This window comes from Sphingopyxis sp. KK2, from assembly GCF_001990265.1.
Lineage (GTDB): Bacteria > Pseudomonadota > Alphaproteobacteria > Sphingomonadales > Sphingomonadaceae > Sphingopyxis.
This window is the reverse complement of sequence record NZ_LYVN01000019.1, coordinates 17,875-44,176: the sequence shown is the minus strand read 5'-3', so window position 1 is coordinate 44,176 and position 26,302 is coordinate 17,875. Positions and strand designations below refer to the sequence as shown.

The 26,302-nt window shown below is 68.3% G+C and carries 25 protein-coding genes and 1 tRNA gene; 17 read left to right on the top strand and 9 right to left on the bottom strand.

What is annotated here, in order from left to right; translation table 11 throughout:
- On the bottom strand, positions 1-946 hold a 946-nt coding region (locus B1A78_RS05345; protein ID WP_077145960.1), incomplete at its 3' end, for an FAD-dependent oxidoreductase.
- A 157-nt stretch (positions 947-1,103) separates the two neighbouring features.
- Here B1A78_RS05345 and B1A78_RS05340 point away from each other — a divergent pair.
- From B1A78_RS05340 to B1A78_RS05330, 3 genes are all read left to right on the top strand, one after another.
- Positions 1,104-1,177: transfer RNA gene (locus B1A78_RS05340), tRNA-Gln, on the top strand.
- Between the two features lie 238 nt (positions 1,178-1,415).
- On the top strand, positions 1,416-2,132 hold the full coding sequence (locus tag B1A78_RS05335) for a Bax inhibitor-1/YccA family protein (RefSeq protein WP_077145966.1): 717 nt from the start codon (positions 1,416-1,418) through the stop codon (positions 2,130-2,132).
- 117 nt (positions 2,133-2,249) lie between these two features.
- Positions 2,250-2,909, top strand: a complete 660-nt coding sequence (locus tag B1A78_RS05330; RefSeq protein ID WP_077145959.1) for a DedA family protein — start codon at positions 2,250-2,252, stop codon at positions 2,907-2,909.
- 7 nt (positions 2,910-2,916) lie between these two features.
- Here B1A78_RS05330 and B1A78_RS05325 read toward each other — a convergent pair whose 3' ends face one another.
- Both B1A78_RS05325 and B1A78_RS05320 read right to left on the bottom strand, forming a co-directional pair.
- On the bottom strand, positions 2,917-3,159 hold the full coding sequence (locus B1A78_RS05325) for a hypothetical protein (protein WP_077145958.1): 243 nt from the start codon (positions 3,157-3,159) through the stop codon (positions 2,917-2,919).
- Positions 3,156-4,208 (bottom strand): Glu/Leu/Phe/Val dehydrogenase dimerization domain-containing protein, encoded by a 1,053-nt coding sequence (locus B1A78_RS05320; RefSeq protein WP_077145957.1) that lies wholly within the window; start codon positions 4,206-4,208, stop codon positions 3,156-3,158. The genes B1A78_RS05325 and B1A78_RS05320 overlap by 4 nt, the downstream gene beginning before the upstream one ends.
- 119 nt (positions 4,209-4,327) lie before the next feature.
- Here B1A78_RS05320 and B1A78_RS05315 point away from each other — a divergent pair, with 119 nt between their 5' ends.
- The 11 genes from B1A78_RS05315 (at position 4,328) to B1A78_RS05265 (ending at position 16,390) form a co-directional block, all read left to right on the top strand.
- Positions 4,328-4,792 (top strand): Lrp/AsnC family transcriptional regulator, encoded by a 465-nt coding sequence (locus tag B1A78_RS05315; protein ID WP_077145956.1) that lies wholly within the window; start codon positions 4,328-4,330, stop codon positions 4,790-4,792.
- Between the two features lie 142 nt (positions 4,793-4,934).
- Entirely contained in the window at positions 4,935-5,828 is an 894-nt protein-coding gene (locus B1A78_RS05310; RefSeq protein WP_077145965.1) for a TauD/TfdA family dioxygenase, read from the top strand.
- A complete protein-coding gene (locus tag B1A78_RS05305; RefSeq protein WP_256837487.1) occupies positions 5,825-7,228 on the top strand; it encodes an FAD/NAD(P)-binding protein in 1,404 nt (467 codons plus the stop codon). The genes B1A78_RS05310 and B1A78_RS05305 overlap by 4 nt, the downstream gene beginning before the upstream one ends.
- Positions 7,229-7,324: 96 nt before the next feature.
- Positions 7,325-7,948: a TetR/AcrR family transcriptional regulator gene (locus B1A78_RS05300; RefSeq protein ID WP_077145955.1), complete on the top strand. Its 624-nt coding sequence runs from the start codon at positions 7,325-7,327 to the stop codon at positions 7,946-7,948.
- Between the two features lie 350 nt (positions 7,949-8,298).
- Complete coding sequence (locus B1A78_RS05295; protein WP_077145954.1) at positions 8,299-8,712, top strand: hypothetical protein; 414 nt, start codon at positions 8,299-8,301, stop codon at positions 8,710-8,712.
- A 5-nt stretch (positions 8,713-8,717) separates the two neighbouring features.
- Positions 8,718-10,013 carry an efflux RND transporter periplasmic adaptor subunit gene (locus B1A78_RS05290; RefSeq protein ID WP_077145953.1) on the top strand — a complete coding sequence of 432 codons (1,296 nt, stop codon included), beginning with the start codon at positions 8,718-8,720 and terminating at the stop codon, positions 10,011-10,013.
- A 92-nt stretch (positions 10,014-10,105) separates the two neighbouring features.
- Positions 10,106-13,285, top strand: a complete 3,180-nt coding sequence (locus tag B1A78_RS05285; RefSeq protein ID WP_077145952.1) for an efflux RND transporter permease subunit — start codon at positions 10,106-10,108, stop codon at positions 13,283-13,285.
- A gap of 11 nt (positions 13,286-13,296) precedes the next feature.
- Entirely contained in the window at positions 13,297-14,700 is a 1,404-nt protein-coding gene (locus tag B1A78_RS05280; RefSeq protein WP_077145951.1) for an efflux transporter outer membrane subunit, read from the top strand.
- A gap of 214 nt (positions 14,701-14,914) precedes the next feature.
- Positions 14,915-15,532, top strand: a complete 618-nt coding sequence (locus tag B1A78_RS05275) for a hypothetical protein (RefSeq protein ID WP_077145950.1) — start codon at positions 14,915-14,917, stop codon at positions 15,530-15,532.
- A 4-nt stretch (positions 15,533-15,536) separates the two neighbouring features.
- Positions 15,537-16,070, top strand: a complete 534-nt coding sequence (locus B1A78_RS05270; protein WP_077145949.1) for an RNA polymerase sigma factor — start codon at positions 15,537-15,539, stop codon at positions 16,068-16,070.
- Positions 16,067-16,390 (top strand): hypothetical protein, encoded by a 324-nt coding sequence (locus B1A78_RS05265; RefSeq protein WP_077145948.1) that lies wholly within the window; start codon positions 16,067-16,069, stop codon positions 16,388-16,390. Before B1A78_RS05270 ends, B1A78_RS05265 begins: the two co-directional genes overlap by 4 nt.
- Before the next feature lie 27 nt (positions 16,391-16,417).
- On the opposite strand, the gene B1A78_RS05260 is transcribed toward B1A78_RS05265, so the two are convergent.
- The 6 genes from B1A78_RS05260 to B1A78_RS05235 all read right to left on the bottom strand — a co-directional run bounded on the left by B1A78_RS05260 (position 16,418) and on the right by B1A78_RS05235 (position 24,023).
- On the bottom strand, positions 16,418-18,589 hold the full coding sequence (locus tag B1A78_RS05260) for a toll/interleukin-1 receptor domain-containing protein (protein ID WP_077145947.1): 2,172 nt from the start codon (positions 18,587-18,589) through the stop codon (positions 16,418-16,420).
- Between the two features lie 57 nt (positions 18,590-18,646).
- Positions 18,647-20,359: a flotillin family protein gene (locus B1A78_RS05255; protein ID WP_083733854.1), complete on the bottom strand. Its 1,713-nt coding sequence runs from the start codon at positions 20,357-20,359 to the stop codon at positions 18,647-18,649.
- Between the two features lie 68 nt (positions 20,360-20,427).
- Positions 20,428-21,051 carry an OB-fold-containig protein gene (locus tag B1A78_RS05250; RefSeq protein ID WP_077145946.1) on the bottom strand — a complete coding sequence of 208 codons (624 nt, stop codon included), beginning with the start codon at positions 21,049-21,051 and terminating at the stop codon, positions 20,428-20,430.
- 15 nt (positions 21,052-21,066) lie between these two features.
- Positions 21,067-21,792 (bottom strand): hypothetical protein, encoded by a 726-nt coding sequence (locus tag B1A78_RS05245; protein ID WP_256837486.1) that lies wholly within the window; start codon positions 21,790-21,792, stop codon positions 21,067-21,069.
- Positions 21,789-23,000, bottom strand: coding sequence for a toxic anion resistance protein (locus tag B1A78_RS05240; RefSeq protein WP_077145945.1), 1,212 nt, complete (start codon positions 22,998-23,000; stop codon positions 21,789-21,791). The genes B1A78_RS05245 and B1A78_RS05240 overlap by 4 nt, the downstream gene beginning before the upstream one ends.
- A gap of 63 nt (positions 23,001-23,063) precedes the next feature.
- Positions 23,064-24,023, bottom strand: coding sequence for a bile acid:sodium symporter family protein (locus tag B1A78_RS05235; protein ID WP_077145944.1), 960 nt, complete (start codon positions 24,021-24,023; stop codon positions 23,064-23,066).
- Positions 24,024-24,307: 284 nt separating this feature from the next.
- Here B1A78_RS05235 and B1A78_RS05230 point away from each other — a divergent pair, with 284 nt between their 5' ends.
- From B1A78_RS05230 to B1A78_RS22215, 3 genes are all read left to right on the top strand, one after another.
- Positions 24,308-24,973 carry a purine phosphorylase gene (locus tag B1A78_RS05230; RefSeq protein WP_077145943.1) on the top strand — a complete coding sequence of 222 codons (666 nt, stop codon included), beginning with the start codon at positions 24,308-24,310 and terminating at the stop codon, positions 24,971-24,973.
- Complete coding sequence (locus tag B1A78_RS05225) at positions 24,970-25,632, top strand: D-Ala-D-Ala carboxypeptidase family metallohydrolase (RefSeq protein WP_077145942.1); 663 nt, start codon at positions 24,970-24,972, stop codon at positions 25,630-25,632. The genes B1A78_RS05230 and B1A78_RS05225 overlap by 4 nt, the downstream gene beginning before the upstream one ends.
- 111 nt (positions 25,633-25,743) lie before the next feature.
- The gene (locus B1A78_RS22215) at positions 25,744-26,274 is read left to right on the top strand and encodes a hypothetical protein (protein WP_144037694.1); all 531 of its coding nucleotides are present in this window, start codon (positions 25,744-25,746) and stop codon (positions 26,272-26,274) included.
- Positions 26,275-26,302: the final 28 nt, after the last annotated feature.

The following is a 26,302-nucleotide window of genomic DNA, read 5'->3' as shown; positions in this document are numbered from 1 at the left end:
GGGTCTGGTAACCGATGCAGCTGACGACCAGCCCCGCCTCGATCGCATAGGTCTCGCCGGTCGGGACCGAGCGCAGTTCGGCGTCGAGCGCGGTGCGTTCGACGATCACGCGCTGGACGCGGCCCCCATTTTCTTTGGCGCCCTCGATCGCCACCGGCATCGCGAAGAAATCAAAATCGATCGTCACCGGCTTGGCGACGGGGTTGGCGGCGAAGGCGCGCAGATGCGTCACCGACTTGCGCATGCCGGGTTCGAGCAGCGCGTCGTCGCCCTCGGGCGGCAGGTCGGCGGGGTCGACGCGCGGGGAGGCGCGTTCGAGATGGCCGAGCTCGCCGAGCTCCTTCGGCGTCATCGCGATCTGGTGCGGGCCGCGGCGGCCGAGGATGTGGATCTGGCGCACCGCGCTGTCGGCGAGCGTAGCGCGCGCATGCGCGACGATGTCGCTGCCCGAAAATTCGCCGGGCGTCTTGGCGAGGATGCGCGCGACGTCGAGCGCGACATTGCCGTTGCCGATCACCGCGACGCCGGGCGCGGTGAGCTGCGGGTCGAGCCCGGCGAAATCGGGATGGCCGTTGTACCAGCCGACGAAGGCGGCGCTGCCGATCACCCCCGGCAGCTCGGCCCCCGGAATGTCGAGCGGTCGATCGTTCGGCGCCCCGGTCGCGAGCACCACGGCATCGTAAAGCTCGACGAGCTCGTCGATCGTCACGTCGGTGCCGACCGCGACATGGCCGACGAAGCGGACATTGTCGGTCAGCGCGACGCCCTCGTAACGGCGCGACACCGCCTTGATCGACTGGTGATCGGGGGCGACCCCGGTGCGGATCAGCCCATAGGGGACGGGCAGGCGGTCGATGACGTCGACCGCGATATCCTCTGCCTTCTGCAATGTTTCGGCGGTGTAATAGCCGGCCGGACCCGAACCGACGATCGCGACATGACGCATTCAGCCCACTCCTTCGGGGTGTCCGCGCGGGGCGCGGCCCCCTGTTCATTATGCGGGCGATGCTAGCGGCGATTTGCGGCAGGGCAAGGGGGAGCGATCAACAGGCCGCAACGGTCTTGACAGCGCGCGTCCCGAATCATAATGCGCCCGCCTCTGGTGCCCTGTCGTCTAATGGTAAGACTGCGGTTTCTGATACCGCCTATCGAGGTTCGAATCCTCGCGGGGCATCCAGACTTCCCCATCCAGTCCTGCGACATCCGGTTCGGCGCTCTCCGCCCGCGACCAATCCTTCATTGATCTTTCACGATCGATCGCTAATTATCGGACATGCGGGCCGGGCCCCTCTGGCGATCGATCTTCGGACGGTCGTGATGTCGGACCGCATCGAGCATGCTCGATGCAGGTCCTTTCTATCTCAGTTCGTTGAACCTGTGCGCGCTGCTCGTTGGATCGATCAACGAGGATGGATATGTTCGAACAACACTCTCTCAACCCGGCGCGCGGTGCGGCCGATACCGCCGCGTTCGATGCCGGGCTCAAGCGCCATATGCTCAGCGTCTATAATTATATGGCGTCGGGCGTCCTGCTCACCGGCATCGTCGCGCTGCTCGTCGCCTCGACGCCCGCGCTCTACCAGCCGATCTTCGGCACCCCGCTCAAATGGGTGGTGATGCTCGCGCCGCTGGCCTTCGTCTTCCTCTTTTCCTTCCGGATCGAGAAGATGTCGGCGTCGACCGCCCAGACGCTCTTCTGGGTCTTCTCGGGCCTGATGGGGCTGTCGCTCGCCTCGGTGTTCCTCGTGTTCACCGGCGCCAGCATCGCGCAGACCTTTTTCGTCACCGCGGTGATGTTCCTGTCGATGAGCCTCTATGGCTATACGACCGGGCGCGACCTGTCGAAGGTCGGCAGCTTCCTGGTGATGGGCCTGATCGGCGTCGTGCTCGCGAGCCTCGTCAACCTGTTTCTCCAGTCGGGCGCGTTGCAACTGGTCGTGTCGATCGTCGGCGTGATTGTCTTCACCGGCCTGACCGCGTGGGACACGCAGAACATCAAGTCGCAATATGCCGCCCATCATGGCCATGAAACCAACAGCAAGCTTGCGGTCTTCGGGGCGCTCTCGCTGTATCTGAACTTCGTGAACCTGTTCCAGATGCTGCTCAATCTCATGGGGCAGCGCGAGGAATAGGCCGCACGGGCCGTGGCATTCGTGCGACGATCCGAATGACGCCGTCATCGGCGCGATGCCGCCGCCCGCTATAGTCGGCGCGGCGGCATCGTCTTCGGGTGCCCGACAGGAGGATATGTGGACGATCTGATCCCGCGCGCGACGGCGTTTATCGCGCAACACGGGATGTGGGCGGGGCCGATCGTCGGCCTTCTCGCTTTCGGCGAATCGCTCGCCCTCGTCGGGCTTTTCATTCCGGCGACCGCGCTGATGATCGCGGTTGGCGGCTTGATCGGCATGGGCGCGGTCGAACCTTTGTGGATCATCGGCTGGGCGATCGTCGGTGCCTGTCTCGGCGACTGGATATCCTATGCGCTCGGGCGCCGGATCGGCCCGTCGGTCTATCGGCGCTGGCCGCTCAACCGGCACCGCCAGATGGTGGCGCGGGCGCGGCTCTTCTTTCGCCGTTACGGCTTTCTGTCGATCTTTGCCGGGCGCTTTCTCGGTCCGGTCCGTGCGACGATCCCGCTCGTCGCCGGGGTCATGGACATGCAGCACCGCCGGTTCCAGATCGCCAATGTCACCTCGGCGATCCTGTGGGTGCCGGTGATGTTCGCGCCCGGCTATTTCGCGGTGAAGAGCCTCGGCTCGGTCGAGCATGTGACCGAGGCGCATCTGCTCGGCATGGGCGTGGTCGTGGCTTTGCTCACCATCGCGGCGGCGGCGATCGGCGCGCGGGTCTTGGGGCGCAGCGACCGCAAACGCAGCCGCCGCCGTACCCCCGCGCGTGCTCGCTAAATAGGCGTCAGGCGGGCGTTGCCTCGCGCCGCCCGGCGTCGATCACCAGCACGGCTTCGCGCAGCCGCGCGACCAATATGTCGGCGCCCTTCGCGTCGACCCCCGCGACCTCGACCATGATTCGCAGCCCGTCATCGGCGCGTTCGGCGGTGAGCGCCTCGGGCACCAGCGAACGCTGCGCGAACAGCCCGACGACGCGGAGCAGCGCCTGCGGGTCGTCCTGCATCCAGATTTCGAAGCGCTGGCTCAAGCCGCGACCCGGTCGACGCCGCTGATCAGCCGCTCGGCCATGCGGTCGGCGACCAGCGCGGGCGACAGGCGGCATCCCGCCGCCTCTTCGAGCAGCGCGGCGACGCGCGGGCCGATCTGCGCGACGCGCGCGACGACATGCGCGCGATTCTCGCCCAGATATTCGGCCGACACGCTGATGATCCCGCCGGCATTGGCGACATAGTCGGGGACATAGGCGATGCCGCGCTTCACCATCAGCTCGGCGACCTCGGGGGTGGCGAGCTGGTTGTTCGCGCCGCCGCAGACGAGCCGCGCCTTCATCGCGCCGACGCTCTCGGGGGTCAGTGCGCCGCCGAGCGCGCACGGCGCGAAGATGTCGGCCTCGACCCTGTGGATGTCGGCGACATCGACGACCCGCGCGCCGAGGATCTTTTCCAGCCGGTCGCGGCGGTCGGGACTCACGTCGGCGATCACCAGCTCGGCGCCCGCATCGGCGAGGCGGCGACACAGTTCGGCGCCGACATTGCCCGTGCCCTGCACCGCGACGGTCAGCCCTTTCAGGCTCGATCCGAAGGCGTGCGCGGCACCCGCCGCCATCGCGTCGAACACACCCTGCGCGGTCCAGGGCGACGGATCGCCGCCGGCGCGCCGCGCATCGGCCTCGATCCCCGAAACGTGGCGAGTCTCCGCGGCGACGCTGCGCATGTCGGCGACACTGGTGCCGACATCCTCGGCGGTGACATAGGAGCCGCCGAGCGCGGCGACCGCGCGGCCAAAGGCGCGGAACAGCGCCTCGCGGTCGAAATCGCCGGCGGGACGGCGGAGCACCGCCTTGGCGCCGCCGAAGGGCAGGCCCGCCATCGCATTTTTGTAACTCATGCCCTCGGCGAGCCGGAAGGCATCGGCACTCGCGGCGGCGAGGTCGGGATAATGCCAGAAACGGCAGCCGCCGGCGCCGGGGCCGAGCCGGGTCGAATGGATCACGATGACCCCGTCGAGGCCGGCGGCCTTGTCTTCGAGGCGCACGACCTCGGCGGCGGGTGTCAGGCGCGAAACTTGTACGACCATGGGAAATCTCCTTGCCCGCCGCTTATGGCGGGGCGGGCGGGGAGAAACTTGCCCCAAATGGCTGGAAAAATCGCCGATATGGGTTAAATAATCTCGAAATCACGATAATATGAGAAGGTATGACCGACCTTGACCCCTTCGAGAAGAAAATCCTCCGCGAATTGCAAGCGGACGCGAGCCTGACCACCGCCGAACTCGCCGAGCGTGTCGGGCTGTCGGCGACCCCCTGCTGGCGGCGGATCAACCGGCTCGAGCAGGAGGGCTATATCCGCGCCCGCGTCGCGCTCGTCGATCGGCGCAAGGTCGGGCTCAACGCGCATATCTTCGCGCAGGTGAAGCTGAACGCGCATGGCCGCGCCAATCTCGACGAGTTCGGCGCCGCGATTCAGGGCTTTCCCGAAGTGCTCGACTGTTTCGTGCTGATGGGCAGCACCGATTTCATGCTGCGCATCGTCGCGAAGGATATCGACGCCTATGAGAAATTCTTCTTCGACCGGCTGAGCAAGCTTCCGGGCGTGCAGGAAATCAACTCGACCGTCGCCTTGTCCGAAATCAAGTCGACCAGCGCGCTGCCGATCGCCTGACCATCGATTCTGCGACCAGTCGTGGCTTTCGCGCGGGCTGTCGCGCAACCCTTGTCAATCAAACTGGTTGAATTATGATCGCGGGCTGTCGGGACGACACGAATCGACCGCTTTCCAGTCCATCGACCAGAAGGATCGCGCCATGGCCAGTTTGCCGCAGACACCCGACATTTTCGAACAGGCCCACTCGCTGGGCATCGTCCTGTCGCCCTCGACCCCGACGCTCGGCGCCGAGATCGCCGGGCTCGACCTCGACCGCCCGCTGACCGATGCCGAGGCCGAATGGCTCCACGCCGCCTGGCTGCGCTTCAAGGTCGTCTTCTTCCGCGACCAGGACATCAGCTACGACGGCCATGTCCGGCTCGGCGAATTGTTCGGCGAGCTCGAGGGCCATCCGGTGATCCCGCATGTCGAGGGCTATCCCGAAATCCTGCGGATCGAAGGCGTCGAGGGCGTGCAACTCACCGCCGAGACGCTCGCGCCCTTCCAGGCCTATAACAAATGGCACACCGACGTGACCTTCCGCCAGCGGCCGTCGATCGCCTCGATCCTGCGCGCGCGGACATTGCCGCCGCTCGGCGGCGACACGATGTGGGCCGACACCGCCGCGGCATACGCCGGGCTGCCGCAACCGGTGAAGGACCGCATCGCGGGGCTCGAGGCCGAGCATGACATCGTGCGCAGCTTCGGCGGCCGCGTCTCGGAGGAAAAGCGGGCGCAGCTCGCGCGCGACTTCCCGCCGGTGCGCCACCCGGTGGTGCGTACCCACCCCGAAACGGGCGAAAAGATCCTCTACGTCAACTACACCTTCACCAGCCGCATCGTCGACATCCCGGAGGAGGAGAGCGACAGCCTGCTCCGCCTGCTCTTCGACCGGATCAAGGTGCCCGAATATCAGGTGCGCTTCCGCTGGACCCCCAATGCGATCGGCATCTGGGACAATCGTTCGACCCAGCATTATGCGGTCGGCGACTATTGGCCCGAATATCGCGCGCTCGAACGCGTCACCGTGTCGGGCGACGTGGTCAGACGATGAAGTTCGACGGCACGATGCTGCAGGGCCCGCGCCCGCGTTTTCGCACCGCGACCCGCGTCGCGATCGTCGGCGCGGGCTTTTCGGGGACTTTGCTCGCGATCAACCTGCTCGAACAGGATGACGTCGAGGTGCTGCTGATCGAGCGCGACCGCCAGCGCATGGGCGCCGGCGTCGCCTACAGCAGCCCCGACGCCGACCACCTGCTCAACGTCCGCGCCGGAAATATGAGCGCCTTCCCCGACCGTCCGCACCATTTCTGCGACTGGCTCGCGGCACGCGGCCTCGGCTGCGACAAGGCCTTCGTCAGCCGCGCGACCTATGGCCGCTACCTGCGCGAGACGCTGGGGCAGGCGATGGAAAAATATGGCCGGCGGCTGCAACTGGTCGACGACGAGGTGCTCGACATCGCCGAACATGGCGGCAAGGTCACGCTGGGGCTCGTCAACGGCGGGCTGATCGAGGCCGACAGGGTCGCGCTCGCGATCGGCAATCTGCCGCCGCACGACCATCCCGCGATCGCGCGCGCCGGACTCGCGCCGCTCCACTATGTCGGCGATCCCTGGACGGGGCCGCTCGCCGAGGGGCTGAAGCCCGACGATATGGTGCTCGTCGTCGGCACCGGGCTGACCGCGGTCGACGTCGTACTGCGGCTCGTGTCGAACGGTTTTGCGGGGCGCATCGTCGCGATGTCGCGCCGCGGGCTGCGTCCGCACCGCCATGTCGACGGCCTCGCGCCGGTCCGCCCGATCCTCGCCAAGCCCGCGCCCGAACTCTCCGAACTCGTGCGCTGGGCGCGCACCGGCGCGGCAGAGGACGACTGGCGCCTGACGGTCGATTCGATCCGCCCGATCACCCAGATGATGTGGGCGTCGGCCGACGCCGAAAAGCGCCAGCGGTTCCTGCGCCACCTCCGCCCCTTCTGGGACGTCCACCGCCACCGGCTCGCGCCGCCGGTCGCCGACCGCATCGACGCGCTGATCGCCGAGCGCCGGCTGGTCTTCCGCGCCGGCAAGATCGAGGAGGTCGCGGGCAGCGTCGACAGCGTCGCGGTCCACTGGCGCCCGCGCGGCGAGGATCGCCGCCAGCGGCTCGACGTGGCGCGCATCGTCAATTGCACCGGGCCGCAGGGCGACCTGCTGCGCGCGACCGATCCGCTCGTCCGCCGGCTGCTCAAGCAGGGGCTGATCCGCCCCGACGCGCTGCGCCTCGGGCTCGACATCGATCGCGACGGCCATGTCATGAACCGCGACGGCCGCCCCGCCGAACATATCCTCGCGATCGGCCCGATGACGCGCGGCGACCTGTGGGAAGTCGTCGCGGTCCCCGACATCCGCACCCAGGTCAGCGCGCTCGCGCGGCGGCTGGTCAACGCGCACTGGACGGGGGGCGAGGGGCTTTAGGCGCTTCCCCCTTTCCCCTCCCGCCTGCGGGAGGGGAGCCAAAGGTCGCGACCCCCCTCTGGACTTTCGTGGCCGGCTTATTATATACCGACCGTTATGGAACAGGATGTCATCTCCGCCCCGGCCTCCGGGCAAAAGGGTCGCCCGCGCGAATTCTGCGTCGATCAGGCGCTCGCCGAGGCGCTCCACGTCTTCTGGGCGAAGGGCTATGACGGCGCGTCGATGACCGACCTGACCGAGGCGATGGGCATCACCAAGCCCAGCCTCTACGCCGCCTTCGGCAACAAGGAAGCGCTGTTTCACAAGGCTTTGGATTTGTACGAGCAGGAAAAGCTCGAATATGGCCGCGCCGCGCTCGAACAGCCGACGGCGCGCAAGGTCGCCGAATATTATCTGCATGGCGCGATCGACGTCCATGGCGGCACCAGCGATCCCAAGGGGTGCATGGGGCTGATCTCGTCGCTCGCGTGCAGCCCCGAGGCCGAGTCGATCAAGGCCGATGTCGTGCGCCGCCGCGCCTCGTCGCAGCGCCTGCTCGTCGAGCGCTTCGAACGCGCCAAGGCCGAAGGCGACATCCCCGCGCATGTCGATGCCGAGGGGCTGACCAGCGTGCTCTATGCGCTGCTCCAGGGCATCACGGTACAGGCGGGCGCCGGCGCGACCCGCGCCGAGCTCGAACGTCTGGTCGATACCAGCATGACCTTGTGGCCCAGCCCCTGACGGGCGCCTGAAAGCCTGGCTGAACGCCCGATTAAAAATATTTCGTACCGCGCGGTATAAAACTCTTGACGCAAGGCTGATCCGGGTTATATACCGGACAGTACAGAAGGTGGCTGGACGGTTCGACCGGCTGCGATGACGCGAAGGGAACGCCGATGCGCAAACGGACATGTAGAACCGCCTAGGGACCACCCGGGCAAACAAGCAGACATTCACGGACAGGCGACGGACCCCGTTTTCACGCGGCGGACGAACCCTTCCGCTCATCCGAAATCTCCCCTCGCCGGGCGCAAGCGTCCCGGGGCCTGAGCCCCCTTGCGCCCGGCACCCCCATCCAAGGAGGACCCGCCATGGCCTATCTTGCCGTCAACGAAGCGCTCGACTTCGCGCTTGCTCCCTCCCGGGTCGCCGCCCTTGCCCCCGTGGCGGCCCCCGCAGCGCCCAAAGCCAAACCCGCTGGCTTTACGGCGCTCGAATGGTCGGTCGTGATGCTTGCGCGTCACGACCGGCCATCATCGCTCCGCGAGCCCGGCCGCGTCGGCAAGCTGCTCGGCGCGATCTTCGGCGAAAGCTACAACCGCCGGCTCGCCGACCCGAAGCTCGAGGCGCTGCGCCGCATGGCGGTGCTCACCTGGCACCATGGCTATGCCGTGACGATCGTGCAGATCGACGATTTCTTCGCCGCCGGTTTCAGCGCCGACCATTATGACCTGCTCGGCCGCCGCATTGCCGAAGTGCTCAGCACGCGCCTCTTCCGAAAGTAACGACAATGAACATGCTCTCCCCCTTCGACCGCGCGAAAGCGCGGGAGGTCGAACTCGTCCCCGGTACGGCCGCTGCCCCCGGAAAAGCCCCGAACCGCTGGCGTCGCGGCCTCGCCGTCGGCCTGCCGCTCGCGCTCGTCGTCGCCGGCGGCTACGCCCTCGCCAGCCGCGACAATGCCGCGGTCGCCGCGCCGCCGATCCCGGTCGTCACCGTCGCCGCGCCGCTGGTGCGCGACATCACCCAATGGGACGATTATGTCGGCCGCTTCGAGGCGAGCCGCGCGGTCGAGGTGCGTCCGCGCGTCTCGGGCGAACTCGTCGGCGTCCACTTCACCGACGGCCAGATCGTCCGCAAGGGCCAGCTGCTCTTCACCCTCGACGCGCGCCCGTTCAACGCCGCGCTCGCCGAGGCGCGTGCCGACGCCGCGAGCGCGCGCAGCGACCTCGAACTCGCGCGCGTCAACCTCGCGCGCGCCAACCGCTTGATCGCCGACGAGGCGATTTCGCAAAGCGACCTCGACCAGTTGAACGCCAGGGTGCGCGCCGCCTCGGCGGCGCTCGCCGCCGCCGATGCCCGCGTCCGCTCGCGCTCGCTCGACGTCGAATTCACGCAGGTTCGTGCGCCGATCAGCGGCCGCATCTCCGACCGCCGCGTCGATGCGGGCAATCTCGTCGCCGCGGGCGAGGGCCCGGGCGGCAGCCTGCTCACCACGATCAACGCGCTCGATCCGATCTATTTCAACTTCGACAGTTCGGAGGCGCTGTTCCTCAAGGGGCAGCGCGAGCGCCAGGCCGGCGGCGGCGCGGCGCAGCAGGTCGAGATCCGTCTGCAAGATGAAAGCGACTATCGCTGGAAGGGCCGCGTCGATTTCTCCGACAATGCGATCAACGGCAATTCGGGCACGCTGCGCGTCCGCGCGGTGATCGACAATCCCGACAATTTCCTGACCCCCGGCATGTTCGGCAATATGCGCCTTGCGCAGGGCGGCACCGTGTCGGCGTTGCTCGTCCCCGACGCCGCGGTGCGCACCGATCAGGCGCGCAAGCAGCTGTTCGTGGTCGGCAAGGACGGCACCGTCGCGGCGCGGCCGGTCGAGACCGGACCGCTCGTCGCGGGGCTGCGCGTCATCCGCTCGGGGCTGAAGGCGGACGACCGGGTGATCGTGCAGGGCATCCAGTTCGCCCAGCCGGGTGGCAAGGTGACGGCTAAACCGACTATGATCCGGCCCAAGGCCGCGCCCGCCGCGCCGACCGGCGCCGGCCAGGCGCCCGCCGCGTCGCAGGCGACGCTCGCGCCCTGAATCCGCGCGCCGCGCCGGCCCCGTCCGGCGCGGCACCGCTTCAACCCGTTTGCTCTATCTTGCCGGCCCTTCGCGGGCCGAGGAGGCTCGCCATGCGTCTCAGCCATTTCTTCATCCGCCGCCCGATCTTCGCGGGCGTGATCGCGATCATCATCACGATCGTCGGCGCCTTCGCCTATTTCGGGCTGCCGGTGTCGCAATTCCCCGCGGTGGTCCCGCCGACGGTGACGGTCAGCACCAACTATCCCGGTGCCTCGGCCGAGACCGTCGCCGACACCGTCGCCGCGCCGATCGAGCAACAGATCAACGGCGTCGACAATATGCTCTACCAGTCGTCGCAATCGACCGGCGACGGGCGGGTGACGATCACCGTCACCTTCAAGCTCGGCACCGACCTCGACACCGCGCAGGTGCTCGTCCAGAACCGCGTCGCGCTCGCCGAACCCAGCCTGCCCGAGGAAGTGCGGCGACAGGGCGTCGTCGTGCGCAAGACCTCGCCCTCGTGGCTGATGGCGGTCAACGTGCTGTCGCCCGACGGCTCGCTCGATCGCAGCTATGTCTCCAACTATGCGCTGACCCAGCTCAAGGACCGGCTGACCCGCGTCGACGGCATCGGCGACGTCCAGGTCTTCGGCGCGCGCGACTATGCGATGCGCGTGTGGATCGACCCCGGCCGCGCCGCCGCGCTGAACCTCACCGCGGGCGACATCGTCACCGCGCTGCGCGAACAGAATGTCCAGGTCGCCGCGGGCACCGTCGGCCAGCCGCCGTTCGACACCGGCGCCGCGCACCAGCTCAGCGTCGAGACGCAGGGCCGTTTCAAGACTGCGGGCGAGTTCGCGAACATCATCGTGCGCACCGCGCCCGACGGCGCGATCACGCGGCTCAGCGACGTCGCGCGCGTCGAACTGGGGGCCGAGGATTATGGCGTGAACGCCTATCTGTCGGGCCAGGATTCGATCATCATGGGCATCACCCAGCGGCCGGGCACCAACGCGCTCGCCGCCGCCGAAGGGATCAAGGCCGAGCTCGCCGAAGCGTCGAAGAGCTTCCCCAAGGGGCTCGAATACCGGATCATCTGGAACCCCACCGAATTCATCAGCGAATCGATGACCGCGGTGCAAAAGACGCTGCTCGAGGCGATGGTCCTCGTCGTCCTCGTCATCCTGATCTTCCTGCAGAGCTGGCGCGCCGCGATCATCCCGGTCATCGCCATACCGGTGTCGCTGATCGGCACCTTCGCGGTGCTCGCAGGCCTCGGCTATTCGCTCAACACGCTGTCGATGTTCGGGCTGGTGCTCGCGATCGGCATCGTCGTCGACGACGCGATCGTCGTCGTCGAGAATGTCGAACGCAATATGGAGCATGGCCTGTCCCCGCGCGAAGCCGCGCACACCTCGATGGACGAGGTGTCGGGGGCGCTCGTCGCGATCGTGCTCGTGCTCTGCGCGGTGTTCGTGCCGACGACCTTCCTCACCGGGATCACCGGCGAATTCTATCGCCAGTTCGCGGTGACGATCGCCACCGCCACCGTGATCTCGCTGATCCTCTCGCTCACCCTGTCGCCCGCGCTCGCCGCGATGCTGCTGCGCCCGCGCGCGACCGAAGCCCCCGCGTCGGGCTGGCGGCGCTACGCCTGGCAGGCGGGCAACCGTTTCAATCGCAGCTTCGACCGGCTCAGCGACTGGTATGCCGCAACCGTGCGCCGCGTCGTCGCCGCGCCGCGCAAGGCCTTCATTACCTATGGCGGACTGATCGCAGCGACCGCCGCGATCTTCTGGGCCACCCCCGCGGGCTTCGTCCCCGCGCAGGACCAGGGCTATGCGCTCGCCGCGATCCAGCTTCCCCCGGGCAGCTCGATCCAGCAGACCGACGAAGTGCTCAAGAAGGTGGTGAAGAAACTGCTCGACGTGCCCGGCACCGAGGCGGCGGTGATGTTCGCCGGCTTCGACGGCGCCTCGGGCACGCAGGCGTCGAACGCCGGCGCCGCCTATGTCACCTTCAAGCCCTTTGCCGAACGCGCGGGCACCGACCGGACCGAGGCGAATATCGAGAATGACATGCGCGCGGCGCTCGCCGACGTGAACGACGCCTTCGTCTTCGTCATCCCGCCGCCGGTGATCCAGGGCATCGGCAATGGCGGCGGTTACCGCATGATCGTGCAGGACCGCAGCGATGCCGGTTACCAGGCGCTCGAACAGGCGGGCGGCCAGCTCATCGGCGCCGCGCACCAGCAGCGCGAGCTCGCCAATGTCTTCACGCTCTACAACACCGCGACCCCGCGCGTGTACGCCGACATCGACCGCGCCAAGTCCGACATGCTCGGGGTCCCGCCGGCGCGCGTGTTCGAGGCGCTGCAGGTCTATCTCGGCTCGGCCTATGTCAACGACTTCAACCTGCTCGGGCGCACCTTCCGCGTCACCGCGCAGGCCGATGCCGCCTCGCGCGACGATCCGTCGGACATCGCGCAGCTCAAGACGCGGTCGAACAGCGGCGAGATGGTGCCGCTCGGCGCGGTTGCAACCTTCAGCGACCGGACCGGCCCCTATCGTGTCACCCGCTACAACCTCTTCCCTGCGGTCGAGGTCGATGGCGAGACGGCGCCGGGTTTCTCGACCGGCCAGGCGATCTCGGTGATGGACAAGGTGGCCGAAGACCTGCCCGCGGGCTTCTCGGCCGAATGGACCGACCTCGCCTTCCAGCAGAAGGCGGCGGGCAATGTCGCCGCGCTGATCTTCGCGCTGTCGGTGGTCTTCGTCTTCCTCGTGCTCGCCGCGCAGTTCGAAAGCCTGACGCTGCCGCTCGCGATCATCCTGATCGTGCCGATGACCCTGCTCGCCGCGATGGCGGGGGTGAATTTGCGCGGTCTCGATAACAATATCCTGACCCAGATCGGGCTCATCGTGCTGATCGCGCTCGCGGCGAAAAATGCGATCCTGATCGTCGAATTCGCCAAGCAGGCCGAGGAACGCGGTGCGAGCATCGTCGAGGCGGCGGTCGCGGCGGCGCGCGCGCGTCTCCGCCCGATCCTGATGACCAGCTTCGCCTTCATCCTCGGCGTCGCGCCGCTCGTCTGGGCCTCGGGTCCCGGTTACGAGCTGCGCCAGGCGCTCGGCACCGCGGTCTTCTACGGGATGATCGGGGTCACCTTCTTCGGGCTCGTCTACACGCCCAGCTTCTATGTCGTCTGCCGCACGCTCGGCGACCGCCTCGCCGCCCGCCGAGCGCAGCGCGGCGGCTCGGCCGATCCCGTGCTCCAGCCCGCCGAATAAGGAGAAAGCCCATGCGCAATTTTCTCATCGCCACCGTCTCCGCGCTCACCCTCGCCGCCTGCGCGGTCGGGCCGGACTATGCCCCGCCCGCGCCCCCGCAGGCCGCGGCCGGTGCCTTCCTCTCGACGAAAGCGGGGGTCACCACCACCGCGCCCGCCGACGCCAACTGGTGGCGGCTCTACAACGACCCCGTGCTCGACGGGCTGGTGACCGACGCGCTCGCCGCGAACACCGACGTCCGCGTCGCGGTGGCGCGCATCGCCAAGGCGCGCGCGTCCTTGCGCGAAGTGCGCGGCGACCGCTTGCCGAGCACCAACCTCAGCGCCGGCGCGAATTACGGCCGCGTCAGCGAAGGGCAGGTGCCTGCGGGCGCCGACCGCGAGGGGTGGCAGGTCGATGCCGGCCTCACCGTCGGGTATGAGGTCGACCTCTTCGGCCGCGTCAGCCGCGGCGTCGAAGCCGCGCGCGGCGACGTCGCCGCTGCCGAGGCCGACGCCGACGCGGTGCGCGTCACCGTCGCCGCCGAAACCGCGCGCGCCTATGCCGATGCGGCCTCCTCGGCCGAGCGCCTCGGGGTCGCGACACGCATCGTGTCGCTGCTCGACCAGTCGGTGAAGCTCACCGCGCGCCGCGCCGAGGTCGGGCTGACGACGCGGCTCGACACCGCGCGCGTCGCCGCCTTGCGCAACCAGCGCGCCGCCGACATCCCCGCGATCGCCGCCGAGCGCGACGCCGCGCTTTTTCGCCTCGCGACGCTCACCGGCCGCGCCCCCGCCGACCTGCCGCCGATCGCGGCGGCGCGCACGACGACCTTGCGCCTCGACCAGCCGATTCCGGTCGGCGACGGCGCCGCGCTTCTCGCCCGCCGCCCCGACGTGGCGGCCGCCGAACGCCGCCTCGCCGCCGCGACCGCGCGCATCGGGGTCGCGACCGCCGACCTTTATCCCAAGGTCACGCTCGGCGCCTCGGTCGGCCAGACCAGTTCGGGCCTCGGCGACCTCTTCGGCGGCGGCCCGCTGCGCTGGCTGCTCGGTCCGCTGATCAGCTGGAATTTCCTCAACCAGGAAGGCACGCGCGCGCGCATCGACGGCGCCGAGGCCGACACGCAGGCCGCGCTCGCGACCTTCGACGGCACCGTGCTCCGCGCGCTCGAGGAGACCGAGACCGCGCTTTCGGGCTACGCGCATATGCTCGATCGCCGCACCGCGTTGCAGTCGGCGCGCGACGAAGCGGGGATCGCGGTGAAGATCACCCGCGCGCAGCAGCGCGAGGGCGCGATCGACGGCCTCGCCGCGCTCGACGCCGAACGCACCTTCGCCGAGGCCGAGGGCGCGCTTGCGCTGGCGGATGCGAGGATCGCCGACGCGCAGGTCGACCTCTTCCGCGCGCTCGGCGGGCGGTGGGACGCGCGCTGACGCGGCGCGAATATTTTTTCTTCCGCCCCTCGCATCCAAACCGGCACCCCGTACCGTCTACTCCCTGACCGGCCCGAAAAGCCGGTTCTTGCGGCGGCCGCGAAGCGGTCCGTCGGCGGCATCCGCTCTCCCCGGGGCGCCCCCGCCCGACCGGCCTTGCCCGCGGTCGCCGCCTGTGGTTTCACCATGCCCCGGGCATGCAGGGAGGGAAATGATGTTCCAGATTTTGGCCAATGCCACCGCGGCGATCCCGACGGCGACGGCGCCTGCCGCCGCGGTCGCGGTGCCCGCGCAAACGATCCCCGCGCAGGTGATCAGCGCGTCCGACGTCGCCGCGCAGATCGACCCAGGCGAAATCGCGCGCTTCATGCCGCCGCCGCCGCCGACCACCGAATTCGTCGCGGTCAGCGACAGCTTTTTCCGCCTGATGGAAAATATCACGATGGTCGCGCTGTTCGTGGTCGGCTTCTTCCTGCTGTCACGGCTGCTCCATGCGTGGATGATGCACCGCTCGATCCGTCGCGCGCTCGACGCCAAGTCGGAGTCGGTCAACCCGCTGATCGAAAAGCTCAACAAACCCTATGAGCATCTCGGCACGTGGAAGTTCGGCGGCACCGGCACCGGCACCAGCAACGAGGATCGCAACGGCCTCGTCCTGCTCGCGATCGGTCTCGCCATGGCCGGCTTCGGGCTGATCCAGGGCGAGGAGCAGATGATTCGCGAGGCCGCCGGCGCCGCGCTCTTCCCCGCCTTCGTCGGCATCGCACTGCTGGTCCGCCGCCGCATGGCGCGCGCCGCGGCCGCCGAGGAACGCGCCGCGGACCTCGGATGAAAGCGTGGCCGATGAGGACTTTGCCCTCAACCAGCGCGTCGCCGGGGGGGACCGCGCCGCTTTCCAGCTCCTCGTGCTGCGGCACGAGGGGCGATTGCGCGCCTTCCTGTCGCGCGCTGCGGGCAGCGACGCCGACGGCGACGACCTCGCGCAGGAGGCGTTCGTCCGCGCCTGGCGCCGCGCCGGCGATTATCGGGGGCAGGGCAGCTATGCAGCGTGGGTCATGGGGATCGGCTGGCGCCTCTTCCTCGACCAGCGCCGCACCGCGAAGCGCCGCGAATCTCTCGCTGCGCAGGACGAGGATGGCGTTACCAGCAGCAACCCGCATGGTGCGACCGACGCCGCGATCGACGCCGACCGGTTGCTCGCGGGCCTGTCGGCACAGGAACGCGCCGCGCTCACCCTCTGTTTCGGCCATGGCTGGTCGCATGGCGAGGCCGCCGAGATCATGGGCGTGCCGCTCGGCACGCTCAAATCTCTGGTCTTGCGCGGCCGGGCAAAGGCGCAGAAACTGATCGGCGAAGGAGGCGCGGCATGACCGGCTCGGACGACAGCGCGATGGACGCCATGCTGGCTTCGATGCTTGCGCCGCCGGCGCGTGCCGGCGACCGCACCTTTGCGGTGCAGGTCGACCGTGCGATCGATGCGCAGGCGGCCTATGCCCGCGCCCGATCGCGCTTCTGGACCAGCTTCGCCTTTGAGACGTTGGCCGTGATGGCGCTGCTCGCCGGCCTCTGGCTGCTCTCGGGCACCCCCATGCTCGCTCCGCTCGCCGGGCCCGCCCAATGGGGTGTCGCGCCGCCGCTGCTGCTGATCCTGCTGCTCTGGTTCGGCGGCACGCAGAGGCTGCGCGCATAGCAGCCTCCCCGTTCCGGGGGGCGGCTGCTATCGGCAAACCGCCTTCGCCCCCCAAACCGCCCCGATCAGCGGATCGCCCGCGCGTTCGTCGCTGCTGAACGCCCGCGCGTCGGACCCCAGCTTCCGGCACGCGGCGTCCGCCAGCACGTCGAACGGCGCGAACAGCGGCAGCAGATCCCACAGGTGCACCTCGCCGCCATTGGTCGCGGTCGCGAGCTGGCGATTGTCGGGGCTCAGGCTCAGCGCCGAGATCGCCGCGCCATGTGCCGCGAAATCGGCGACCGGCTGGCGCGACGATATGTCCCACACCACGACATGGCCGTCGGTGCGCCCGACCGCGACGAAGCGCGAATCGGCGCTGATCGCAAAGGCGCCGCGCGCGACGTCGCGCGTCTCCAGCTTCACCTCGGTCTCGCCATCGCCCATCCGCGACAGGCGGATCACCCCGGCCTCGTCGATCTCGATCGCCTGTGTCCCGTCGGCGGTGATCGCCAGCGCGCCCTTGTTCGCGTCGCGCGGCGGCAGCGTCGCGACCACGCGGCCGCCGCGCCATAATTGCAGTCCCTGGTCGAGCGACATGGTCACGACGCCCTCGCCGTCGGCCGCCCACGCCGCCGATCGCAGCCTCGGCACCGCGATCCGCGCCGCCTCGATCTCCTTGCGCGTCGCCAGGGACCAGATGCGCGCCGTGTCGTCGAGCGAGCCCGTCAGCACCCGGTCGCCGTCGGGGTTGAAGCTGCCCGACAGCACCGCGCCGCGATGCCCGCCGATCTTGGTCACCGCCGACCCCGTCTGCGCATTGCGCAGCTCGAAACTGCCATCGGCCAGTGTCATCAGGAAGCGCGTTGAATCGGCGTTGAACCAATTGTTGGTCAGCTTGGTGCCGCCGATGGTCGGGTCGGCGTTCATCCCGCGCGTGTTGGGCGGCCGCGATCCGGTCTGCCCCTTCATCGCGCCGCCGGTCAGCGCGATGCGCTCGCCGCTCGCCGCGTCGAACAGCCGCGCAACCTTGTCGAGCCCCGATGTCATCACGCGCGTCCCGTCGGGACTCATCGCGAGGAAGCTGATCGAATTGGTGTCGATGGTCAGCATCGTGCGCTGCGTCGGGGCGCTGGTCAGCCGCGCCAGCAGCACGCGCTGGCGTCCCGTGCTTGCGGGCGAAATCTGCGCCCCCGCGAGCGCGTAGCGCAGCGCGAGGTCGTTTCGTCCCGCATCGGCGGCGGCCAGCCCGCGCTGCGCGAAGCTGTCGGCGAGCGCCTCCTGCGCGCGCGCATATTGCGCCTCGGCGCGCGTCGCGTTGCTGCGCGCGATCCCCGCCTGGCGCTGCGCCTCGGCGGCATTGGCGAGCGCGAGCGCACGTTGCTGCTCGGCCAGCTTGCGCTGCTCGTCGGCGAGCTGGCGCGCGGCGCTCTCGCGCGACCGCGCGAGTGCCTCGGCCTCGGCGCGTTGCCGCGCCAGCGCCTCGCCCTTTTGCGCGCGGACCGCTTGCGCCTCGGCGATGACGCGCTGCCGTTCGGCCTCGCGCGCGCTGCTTCGGGCCGCGAAACCCAGCGCGGTCGCGACGCCGGCCAGCGCGACGAACAATATCAGCGCCCCCGCCATCGCGATCATCTGCCGCCGCCGCCGCGCATCCTCGCGCCGGCGCAACTGGTCGAGGTCGAGCCCGAGCAGCCCGGCGAGCAATTTCTGCCGTCCGCCCGCCGCGCCGTCGCCGATGATGTGCCCCGTCTCCTTGCGGATATCGCGCAGGTCGGCGGCGAGCACCGACGTCTCGCGGAGCGCCGGCGGCATGCACTGGACCTCGGGGTCGTCGCTGTCGGGGTCGCCGTCGCCGATGACGGGAAAGATCGCGTCATTGCCGTTCTTCGCGCGGAACAGCCGCACTTCCTCGTCGACCCAATGGCTCCGCGCCGAATTGGGGGTACATAGTACGATCAGCGCCTCGCTCGATTCGAGCGCGGCGCGCAGCCGGTCGCCGAGCTCGCCGCCGCCCGCCAGATCCTCGCGGTCGTGAAAGATCGGATGCAGCGTCGCGGGCACCGGCCCGCGCTTGCCCGCCATGCCCTGCAGCGCCTTGGGCACCTTGTAACTGTCGAGGAAGCGATGAAGCTTGGCGGCGAGCTTGCCGTCGGCGCGGGCGTAGCTGAAGAAGGCGCGGTAGCGCGCCTCTTCGTCAATCTCGCTGATCGCTGTCGTCATGTTGCCCCCGCTGCGCGACGCTAAGTCAGGCAGCGGGGATTGGAAAGCCCGGAAAGATCAGCTTTCGTCGTCGTCGGTTTCGACCGCCTCGGTCGCGGCCGGGCGCGGCTTGCGGTTGCTCCGCGGCGCCGGGGCAGCCGCAGTGGCAGGCGCCGCTTCGGCAGTCGCGCCGCCGATCAGCGCGTCGAGCGACCCGCCGTCGAAGCCCAGCTCCTTCATCAGCCCGTCGATCACCGGCGCCTGCGCGCGATACGACAGCGCCGCCGCGACCGCATTGCTGGCGAGGTTGCCGCCGTCGACCGATCCGCCGCCGCCCGCCGCGCCGCCACCATTCTGCGTGATGCCGTCGACCTGAACGATCTTGATCGAATCGATCGCCTCCATCGGCTTCGCCGCCTCGCGCACCACCTCGGGCAGCACCTTCAGCAGCGCCATCTTGGTCTGCAGCGAAATCTGGTTCGACGACAGGATATTCGCCGCTTCGTTGATCGCGCGCTGGCCCGCCGCCTCGACCTCGAATCGGACGCGTGCGGCCTCGGCGCGCAGTTTCTCGGCGTCGGCCTCGCCCTCGGCTTCGAAGCGCAGCGCGGCGGCGCGGTTCGATGCCGCCTCTTTCTCCGCCTCGGCCTGCACCTTGACCGAAATCGCCTGCCGCTCGGCTTCCTTGGCCGCTTCGATCAGTTCGATGCGCTTCGATCGCTCGGCGATCTCGGTCTCGCGTGCGGTTGCCACCTGTTCCTCGGCGGCGACCGCGACGGCGCGCGCCTCGTCGGCCTCGCCGCGCGCCTGGCTTTCCTCGCGGCTCTTGTTCTGGATCAGGATCTGCTGTTCCTGCCGCGCCAGTTCGATCGCCTGTTCCTGCGCGATGCGCGCTTCCTCGATCGCACGATCGGCCTCGATCTGCTTGGCGTCGACCAGCTGCTTGGCCTGGATGCGCGCGCCCTCGGCCTCCTGGTTGCGCTGTGCCTGTTCGCGCGCGATTTCGGCCGCCTGGGCGGCGCGGCGCATCTCGACCTCGCGTTCCTGCTCCAGCCGCGCGAATTCATTGTCGCGCGAAATCTGGAAACTGCGCTGGTCGGCCTCCAGATTCTTGGTCTCGATCTGGACGCGGGTGTCCTGTTCGATGTCGTTGCGCGCCTTCTTGCGCAGCTCGATCTGCTCGGTCAGCTTGGTCAGGCCCTCGGCGTCGAAGGCGTTGTTGGCGTTGAAATGCTCGATCGAGGTCTGGTCGAGCCCGGTCAGCGACACCGATTCGAGCTCTAGCCCGTTCATCGACAAATCGTTCGAGCTGACCTGCTGCACCTTCTGGACGAAATCGGCGCGCTGTTCGTGCAGCTGGTTCATCGTCATGCCCGCCGCGACCGACCGCAGCGCGTCGACGAACTTGCCCTCGACCAGATCCTTCAGCGCCTCGGGGTTCATCGTGCGCAGGCCCAGGGTCTGCGCCGCCATCCCGATCGCGCCCGCGTCGGGCCGGACACGCACGTAAAATTCGGCCTTCACGTCGATGCGCAGGCGGTCGAGCGTGATCAGCGCGTCGACATTCTTGCGTTCGACCGCCAGCCGCACCGTGTTCATGTTCACCGGCATGGTTTCGTGGAGCACCGGCAGCACCAGCGCGCCGCCGTTCATGATCACGCGCTCGCCGCGAAAGCCGGTGCGGACAAAAGCGATTTCTTTCGTCGCGCGGCGATACAGCCGCGTGATGATCAGACCGAGTATCAGGAGGACGGCCAAGCCGACTCCGGCGTAAATCGCGATTTCAATCATGGATTAAACTGCCCTGTTTCTGCGATTCGGCTTCCGGTTTTGGAAAGCCGCCCGCATCGATATTAGGGTCAGTCTAGGCGGGGTAAATAGAAATCGCCGTTTGAAAAGCCTTTGAATATTTCGCCTTCGCGCTTGACCAGCAGGATCGTCTCGCCGGTCTGGAACGTCTGGTCGGCGCTGTCGGGCTCGACCATGATCTGGTGCGGATGGCCGTGGCGGTCGATGCATTTGGCGGGCGCGGGATTGCCCGGCGTCGCGGTGCCGATCGTGATCGTCGCGCGCGTGCCGATCAGTTCGTCGCGGTCGATCGCGGTGGTCTCGATGCTCGGGAACACCCGCGCGATCACCCGCGACGCGGCGCCGGTCGGGGGCAAGGCGGCGACCGCGGCGACCGGCGCGGCGAGCAGGCTCGTCGCCGGGCCGCCGGTCAGCGCCGTCACCAATTGCTGCAATCCCAGCCCCAGCGTGCCGAACAGCGCGAGGAAGACGACGAGCCACATCAGCAGCGGCACGCGCCCGATCCCGGCCCAGGCGAGCAGCGCCTCGGCCGCGCCGGCGTCGCCGTCATGCCCGCCCACGTCGCCATCGACATCGCCGACGATGCCGAGCGCCTGCACCGCGCCGATCAGCAGCATCAGCAGTAGCGCGGCGCTGAAGATCACATTTTCGGAAGCAAGCAGCTGGTCGAACATCGCGCTGTTCTGGCGTCAGCTGTCGACGCCGTCCAGCCCCTGATATTTGAGCTGCAGGTAACGCTCGCGCGTCGCCAGCTTGTCGAGCTCGCCCGCCGCGAGGCTGCGTGCGGCATGGCCGATCTCGCTCTCGAGCGTTTTCAGCCCGCCGACGAGCGTCTCGTCGGGGGTGCGCCCGGCATGCGCCTCGCCGCGCAGCCCCGCGGGGATGCGCTGATAGCCGGCGACCAGCTCGGGCAGATCCTCGCCGACGAGCTTGCGGATATTCGCCGCGGCGGGGCTCGACGCGTCGAGCGTCTGGAGCTGCGGCGCGAGCAGGTCGAGCTGTACCCCGATCCCGTCGACCAGCTGGCGCGCCGGCGCGGGCAGCGCGGGGCGCTGCGCCTCGAGCCAGATTTCGGTCCGCCCCGCGAGCTGCTTGAGGTCGGTCTTGGGCAAATCGGCCTGCTGCGGCTCGGGGAAGGGCGAGCGCCCGAACAGCACCGCGACCCCGACCAGCAGCACGAGCAGCGCGAGCAGCCCGACGAAGCCGAGCGGCTGGATCAGCAGCCCGAACACCGCGGCGCCGAGCAGCACCACGCCGCCCGCGATCAGCATCCGGCCGAGCTTCCTGTAAAGATGCTGGCGGCGCAGCGCGACGCTCTTAGTCCCGATCGGGCGCCGCCGTTCGCGCGATCGTTCGATCGCGGCATTGCCCAGCGCGCTGATCTTGTCGACCTCGCTCATCGTCATCGTCGTCATGCTTCGAGCGAGGCGAGCGGGCTGTCGGCGCCGCCGACGCTCGCCTGCGCCTGGCTCGCACCCTCGGCGCGCGCGATATAGCCCTTCGACTTCGCGACCTCGCCCTCGAGCGACTGGACCGTGGTCTTCATGCTGTCGAGCGCCTTCAGCTTGAAGGTGTCGATCGCGTCCATCGTGTCATAGATATTCTGGAACGCGCGGCTCAGCGTCTCCATCGGGATCGTGCTCGACGCGGCCTGTTCGTGGATGCGCGCGGTATTGTCCTTGAGCATCTTCGACGTGCCGTCGATGATGTTCGCGGTCGTCGTGTTGAGCGCGGTGATCTGTTCGAGCACCAGCTTCTGGTTGGTCATCGCCTGCGCGACGGTGATCGCGGTCTTGAGCGCGCCGACGGTGGTGGTCGAGGCGCGGTCGACCCCCTTCACCAGCTCGATATTGTTCTTCTTGACGAGGTCGAGCGCGAGATAGCCCTGCACCGTCACCGCCATCTGCGTGAGCAGGTCCTGCGTCCGCTGCCGCGCATAGAAGAGCGCATTCTCGCGCAGCACCTTCGCCTTGGCGGGATTGGTGCCGTCGAGTTCGATCGCCTTGTCCTCGAGCCGCCGGTCGAGCGTCTGCGCGATATGGATCATCTGCTCGAGCTTGCCCATCGCCTCCCACAGCTTGCGGCGCTCGACGTCGATCGCCGCATTGTCCATCAGCAACTCGTCCTTGCCGTTCGACAAGGCGGTGAGCACGCCGCTGATATGCGACTGCGCGCTGCGATATTGCGCGAAATAATTGGTGACGCTGCTCCCGAAAATCTTGTCGAGGAAACCGCGCTTCGACAGCAGTTTCCCGTTCGCCGACGGGTCGAGCCGCTCGACGGTGTTGCGCAGCTCGATCAGGTTCATGCCGATGTCGCTGTCGCGGTCCATCGCCTTCACCGGCCGGTCGAGGAAGCGGTTCGACTGGTTCGCCGCCTCGAGCATTTCCTTGCGGCCCATATTGGTGATCTGGTCGATGCGCTGGCCGAATTCGGGGCTGTTCTCGTCCTGCGCGACGAGGTCGTCGATGAAACCGTCGACGCGTTCCTCGAGCTTCGATTTCTGCTCGGTCGACAGCGAGACGAGGCCCGCGGCCTTTTCGGGCGACACCACGGGTACGGGATCGGGCGGGGTCAGCTTCAGTTCGTCGGTCGCCGTCGCGGTTGCGGTCACTTCGCTCATTCGTCTTCCTTCCGGGCCCCGTGCCGATACCTATATGGCATGCGGCACTGTGTTATTCAAGCATCACACTCGATCTGCCCCGTTCAGCACCGGCGCGAGCCAGGCCGACAGGATCAGCTGCGCCATATGATAGACAAGGATCGGCACCAGCACCATGCCCGCGACCGCGGGCGGAAACAGCGTCGCGGCGAGCGGCGCGCCGACCGCGATGCTTTTCTGTGCGCCCGAAAAGAGCAGGGTGATCCGGTCGGCGCGCGCCAGCTTCAGCAGCGCGCCGAACCCCCACGCCCCGCCGAATGCGAGCGCCAGCAGCACGCCGACGACGGCAAGGACGATGGCGATCTCGCGCGCGTCGAGCCATTGCCAGATCCCCGCGACGACCGCGGCCGAAAAGGCGACATAGACCGCGATCGCGATCGCGCTACGGTCCATCACCGTCGCCAGCCCCTTGTGCGCAAGCACCCACGGGCGCAGCCAGCGCTGGACCAGCTGTCCGGCGATAAAGGGCAGCAGCAATATCGCGACGATGCGCAGCACCGCCTCGCCATGGATCTCGCCCGCGCTCCCCGCGAGCGCGGCGAAGAGCAGGGGCGAGGCCGCGACCCCGATCAGGTTGAGCAGCGCCGCCGCGACGACGCTCGCCGCGACATTGCCGCCCGCGAGTCCACTCGCCGCGGTCGCCGACTGGACCGTCGAGGGCAGGATGCCGAGGAACAGGAAACCCAGCGCCAGCGTCGTGGGCAGGAAGGCCGCGGTCGCCGCCTGCGCGCCGAGCCCGAACAAGGCCATGAACCCGAAACAGAAAGCGAGCGCGCCGCCCTGCAACTTCCAGTTGCGGATGCCGTGCAGCACTTCGCCCCGCGGCAGCCGCACCCCGTTGAGAAAGAAAAGAAAGACGATCGCCGCGGTCGAAATCCCCTGCGCGACGGGCACCATCGCGCCCCGCACGGGGAGGAGGCTGGCAAGCAATATCGTCGCGAGAAGGAGCGGAACGAAGCGATCGGGAAAGATGCGGGAGAGCATGGAAAGGCGATGGCGGGGGAAGCGGTGCTTGGCAAGCCGCCAAAGATCCTCCCTGTGGCGAAGCCATGGGGAGGGGGACCGTCGCCGCAGGCGATGGTGGAGGGGCCGCGACGCTGCGTCATTGCCCCTCCGTCAGCGCTCCGCGCTGCCACCTCCCCATCGCTTCGCGACAGGGAGGAGTAATAGGCCCGCTCGTCCCGAGCGAAGTCGAGGGACGCCCAGCGCCGCGCCACCGTGTCTCGACTTCGCTCGACACAAACGGAGAGGGAGTTAGATAACGCCCCATGAACCTCCTCATCCTCGCCGCCCTCGCCGAAGAGGCCGACGCCCTCTTCCCCGGCACCAGCACCCCGATCCATGGCGCCTTCCCCGTCCGCCGCCTCACCGCGCACGGCCATGCGATCGCCATTGCCACCTGCGGGCTGGGCAAGGTCAACGCCGCGCTCGCCGCCGGCCTCCTTGCGGCCGACGCCGACCTGCTCCTCATGTCGGGAACCTGCGGCGCGCTCGGCGCCGAGCCGGGGCGTGCCTATTGGCTCGCCGAGGCGGTGCAGCATGATTATGGCGCGAACGAACCCGGCCTTTTCCGCCGCTACCGCGCCGGCGACTGGCCGATGGGCGAGGTCGGCCAAGAAGCGTCTGGTGCGCATTTCGCCGCGATGCCCGACCCAGGCCTCGGCCTGCCGCACGCGCGCATCGCCAGCGGCGACAGCTTTATCGCCTGCCCGGATGCCGCCGCCGACCTCAAGGCCAATCTCGGCGCCACCCTCGTCGATATGGAGGTCGGCGCGGTCGCGCAGGTCGCGGCGCGTCTCGGCAAGCCTTGGGCCGCGATCAAGGCGGTGACCGACGATGCCAATGACGCGAGCGGCGGCGATTTCCAGGCGAACCTCCTCCGCGCCGCGCGGGCTGCGGGGCAGGAGGTCGAACGACTGGTCGCGATGCTGTGAAGCGCGCGCTCGTCGCCGCGCTGCTCCTCGCCCTCGCGGGCGGTGCCGTCTGGCTGCTGCTCGCCCGATCGGTCGCCCCGATCGTACAAGTCGCGCCGCAGCGCGACGCCGACCTCTTCGCCGCTTGGCGCCTCGGCGCGGCGAAGGACGATGTCGCGGCGATCGAGGCCTATCTGACGCAGGAAGGCGTCGCCGACATCCTCCCGCTCGCCGACATCTTGCGCAGCGACGCGCGCTGGCGGACGTGCAAGGCGGGCCAGCCCTTCGCCGTCCCGCCGCGCAGCCTCTGGCCCGCGATGGTGCCGACGCTGCGCTATATCCGCGACGAACTGGTCCCGGTCACCGGCCCGGTGCGTGTCGTCTCGGGCTACCGCGACCCCGTCGCCAATGCATGTTTCAAGGGCGCAAAGGCGAGCCGGCACCTCCGCTTCGCCGCGCTCGACTTGACCCCGGTCGAACCGCTGTCGCGCGCCGAACTCATAGCGAAGCTCTGCCCGCTCCATGCCCGCACCGGCGCGCGCTTCGACGTCGGCCTCGGCATCTACACGATCACGCGCTTCCACATCGACACCGCCGGCTACCGCCGCTGGGGCGCCGACTATCACGCGGCATCGTCGCCGTGCCTGACGACACATCCCCCATCGTCACCCCGGACTTGATCCGGGGTCCATGACTTCGGCGCCGCTATGGATGCCGGATCAGGTCCGGCATGACGAAGGTCTGGAAACCGACCGATTGCGGACATCTCGCCGCGTGATAAGCAGCGTTAAATGGCAGCCACATATTATTTTCTATCAGCCCCCAACGATCACGGTGTGTTGGACTGGTTTCGGTCTCAGACCGAAACGGCAGAAAAACATTCGAACGAGGTGCGAGTGCTGCTGCATTATTGCCAGTTCGGCGCGTTGGCTCAAAACGCCGATGGGAGCTTCGACCCTTCAAGATCACCGATTGTTTCGATCTTCTTCCCGAAGGTTCGGCGAGGCGCACTTTGGACCGTGGGCGAGGTCCACTTCATTTATAAATCGAAGGAATTTCCTGCACTTGAGCGTCTACGCAAGCGCTTCCAAGCTTGGATCAATGAAAGCCCAGCAATTTGGGAACGGAAGCATGATGGCCGCGAAGCTTACGGATACTATCTCGATGGCACGGTCAAAAATATTGCGGATGTCGTATTCGCGCTGCCTTCGGGGCTGACCGCTTACGAAGCCGGACAATATTTCGTTGCCGAATCCGATAATGAAGGGGTGCTAGACCGCGTATGCGGCGCACTCCGACTTCGCGGCATTGATTGCAGCTAGGGCGCGTCCGCTAACCACCCCAAAGCCG